Below are 3,388 nucleotides of genomic sequence, written 5' to 3'. Positions count from 1 at the left end.
CCTCGACCTGCCCGAACAGGTCTGGATCAACAAGCCCGAGCCGCAACGACAAGCCGCTTAACTCCCGTTGGCCTCAATCCCTTGACACGTTCCGCAGCGTCCGCCGACGTTCATGGGGCCCGGCTCCGAGGCGGCGGCGGCGCCCGTCCGCACTCGTTCGGCCTCGGCCGCCACCGTTGATGTCAACGACTGATGTCAGGTCGCCGCTGGTCCGCTCCATGCCTACCGTCGGCGCCGGCCGCCCGCCACACCGCCCCCGACCACCGACTCACCCGCCTGTGACACCGGCCGTTGAGATCGGTTCGGGTGGGTACCGCTTGGGTCGAAGACTCATACGCCACGTCCCGGCGCTGGTGGGTTGCGTACGGACGTAGACGTAGACGTAGACGTAGACGTAGACGTAGACGTGGACGTGCTGCTGCGCGGCGGACCCGGTGACGGCCAGGTGGTGCCCGGCGGCGGGGAGGCCGTCGTCTGGCAGGCCTGCCTTTACGAGATCACGCGCGAGTACGGCCGCCGGCGCGGACGCGACCTGCGCGTGTACCGGCACCGCCCTGACTGCTGTGAGCCGTACGGCCGAGGCGCCGAGGACCGCTGCGAGTGATCTGCCCGTCCGTATGCCGGCAGTAAAGCGCCACCCCGCCCTGGCGGCGGCCGCGCCGACGACACCGAGACGGGCACGGTGCTGCGGTGGGAGTTCGAGTCGGAGCCGGGCCCCCTGCGCACGGTCCATCGCCTGCTGGGCACCGGCACCGCCGGACCGTGGCGCAAACAGGCACAGCGTCGCCGAGAACTCGGCAGGAGCAGCACCGGACCTGGGCGCGCCCGGAACGACAATTATTGGTACCCGTGGCCGGCTCGAGGCCATGCTTTCCGACCACGCCCGCCCGCCGGTCAATGCAATCGCAGCTCTGGCATTTCCAAGCCTCGGCCTTCACTGTGCTGTGGACGACACTGACGGCAGGGCGCGCTGGCTCGCGAGTGCGCCTGACGCGGTCAAGTTGCCTCCGGGGCCGGCGGTCGGCAGACCCAGGGCCAGTTCGTGCATTTCCGCTGGAAGTAGGAACCTCGGCTTCCCGACCTCTCGCGCTGCCGCCGAGGTGGCTCCTGAGCTGCGGAAACGCCTCCCATCGGCTTCCGCCATCTTCCGCCGTTACTCGCGCTCGGTTGTGTCGGATCTGTGCCCGGTGATCATGTGCTCTCCAGCTTTCGCAGCCGGTCGCTGGTCGAGCAGCGCCACCGGGTCGACCTGGGACGCACGTGATATCCGTGATCCGGAGCTGGCTGACCCACATCCATCCCGATCCGGTCCAGTGCGGCCGGCAACCTGGCTCAGCCCACCGACGCCGCGGTCGCCGTGGCGCACCGCCGACGTGCCGTATCCGAGCGAGGGGTGCCGCTCCAGGACGCGGCGGGCTAGATCATTGCCCGGCTGGCCGCAGCCGGTTGCCGACCGTCCGGGTGCTCCGGCCCTGGCTGATGTCGATGTGCTCACCGGTCGCACGCCATGGCACCCAAGTGGTCGGACTGGGTCTCTCACCCGCAAGTACTAGGCCGGCCGCGCTATGGGAAGCGTTCGGCAGGGCAGCAGTTGGCTCCAGACGTTACAACGCTCTCGCATCTGCATCGCACGTAGCTTGCAGGGTTATCTCATACCACCCGCTGGTGGGGAAGTAGACCGGGGAAGAGCTGGGACGCGAAGGTAGGGACCGGACGGTAGCGTTGCGGGCGTGACAGAGACGGTGACCAGCGCCCCAACCTCCAGCCCAGCCAGCACCAGGGAATGGCTGCTAGGACGGTCAAAGCGGGACTTTGTGCCGATAAGGCGCGTCTTCGTGCAGCGCCCGCCCGGGGTCGAACCGCGGGAGGGCCCACTCGCCGAGTTCGTCCGCCGGCGACAGAAGCGGGCGCTGTTGGCATACCTCATTATATCGGCAGGTATCAGTGCCGAACATCCGGAGACCGGATGGAGCGTCACGCTCCCCAGCGGGGCCTGGGCCAGGCTGATGGACACCACACTCGCAGCTCAGCCGGAGTCGGCGCTCACCGCCGTGTCGAAGACGCTGACCTGGCTGGAGCAGCGAGAGCTCATCGCTCGCCAGCGAGTTGGACGTTCCCGGCAGGTCCGGGTAACTCGACTCCTCGAGGACGGCAGCGGCGACCCGTACACGCGTCCGGGCACTGCCGGCAACCGTGACCCGTACATCAAGCTGCCCCACGAGTTCTGGCTGAAGGATTGGAGCAGCCGCCTCTCCCTGCCCGCCATCGCGATGCTTCTGGTCGCCAGCGCGGAGAAGCCGGGCTTCGAGTTGCCGACCGAGCGGGTGCCAGGCTGGTACGGCTGGTCAGCCGACACGGCCGAGGACGGGTTCCGCGAGCTGCGAGAGGCCGGACTCCTGCACGTGGAGAGGACCCGGATCGAGGCTCCCCAGAGCCACACCGGCTGGGCCATGGTCAACCGGTACACGCTCGAGTCGCCCTTCTCGCACCGGTCGCAGCCGACCCCGCCGACGTCGCCGAGGCGGAAGATCGCCAAGAGGGTGCCGGCCGGGGGGAAGAGGTCGAGCCCGAAGACGGTGGTCACGAAGAAGTCCCGCCGCACCTCCAGCGGCGGCGCCTGATGCACGTCTTCGTGGACGAGTCGCGGCGCGCCCGGTACATGGTCGCTGCCGCGATAGTCCCCATGACCGACCTGGCAGGCATGCGAGCCTCCCTGAAGGGGCTGAGGCTCCCCGGCCAGCAGCGGATCCACTTCCGGAAAGAGTCCGACCGGCAGCGCCGAAGGATCCTGAGCCAGGTAGTCCGGCTGTCTCCCACGGTGTGGATCTTCGAAGCTCCGGGCCCAGAGGAGGTGGCGCGAGCAGCCTGTCTCACCGCAATGGTGGACGACTTGACTGTCTTGCGGCCGCAACATCTGATACTCGAAAGCCGCGGCGACCACCGTGACCGCGTTGATCGGCGGATCATCCGAGCGGCACTGGAGAAGAGCGACCACGGGGTTCAGTACCGTCACCTCGAAGGTCGGCACGAGCCGCTGCTCTGGATCCCGGACGTCGTCGCCTGGGCACACGGCGCCGGGGGCGAATGGTCTCGCCGCGCCCGGCCGTTGGTCCGGAAGACGCTGATCTTGCCGTGATGATCGGCACCGTAGGAGACGCGAAACCCGGATGCCCACCGTCCGGAGGGGATCCGGGTCCACTTCCGCAGGCTACTGCCCTTGGCATGCACATAATTACACGCGAACAGCGGATTCGACAGGCAGCCTTCTTTCTCGCCTGACAGGTTGGCCTGTCCGCCTAGACGAGTAGTTCCGATGTCAGGGGTCGATGTCTGGGCATGAAGAGAGGGTGTCGATGATCATGTTGTGACGCAAGACCTCGACACCCTC

The 3,388-nt window shown here is 67.9% G+C and carries 3 protein-coding genes; all 3 read left to right on the top strand.

Features of this window, described 5'->3' with window-relative positions; all coding sequences use genetic code 11:
- Nucleotides 1–406 precede the first annotated feature (406 nt).
- The 3 genes from AB0H57_RS32610 to AB0H57_RS32600 all read left to right on the top strand — a co-directional run bounded on the left by AB0H57_RS32610 (nucleotide 407) and on the right by AB0H57_RS32600 (nucleotide 3,136).
- Nucleotides 407–604, top strand: a complete 198-nt coding sequence (locus AB0H57_RS32610; RefSeq protein WP_357512573.1) for a hypothetical protein — start codon at nucleotides 407–409, stop codon at nucleotides 602–604.
- 1,126 nt (nucleotides 605–1,730) lie between these two features.
- On the top strand, nucleotides 1,731–2,621 hold the full coding sequence (locus AB0H57_RS32605; RefSeq protein ID WP_357512571.1) for a hypothetical protein: 891 nt from the start codon (nucleotides 1,731–1,733) through the stop codon (nucleotides 2,619–2,621).
- Nucleotides 2,621–3,136 carry a hypothetical protein gene (locus AB0H57_RS32600; protein WP_357512569.1) on the top strand — a complete coding sequence of 172 codons (516 nt, stop codon included), beginning with the start codon at nucleotides 2,621–2,623 and terminating at the stop codon, nucleotides 3,134–3,136. The genes AB0H57_RS32605 and AB0H57_RS32600 overlap by 1 nt, the downstream gene beginning before the upstream one ends.
- The last annotated feature ends 252 nt before the right edge of the window (nucleotides 3,137–3,388 follow it).

The organism is Micromonospora sp. NPDC050686 (assembly GCF_040654475.1).
In the GTDB taxonomy this organism is placed as follows: Bacteria; Actinomycetota; Actinomycetes; order Mycobacteriales; family Micromonosporaceae; genus Micromonospora.
The sequence above is the reverse complement of the archived record's forward strand: the minus strand, read 5'-3'. Positions and strand labels throughout refer to the sequence as shown.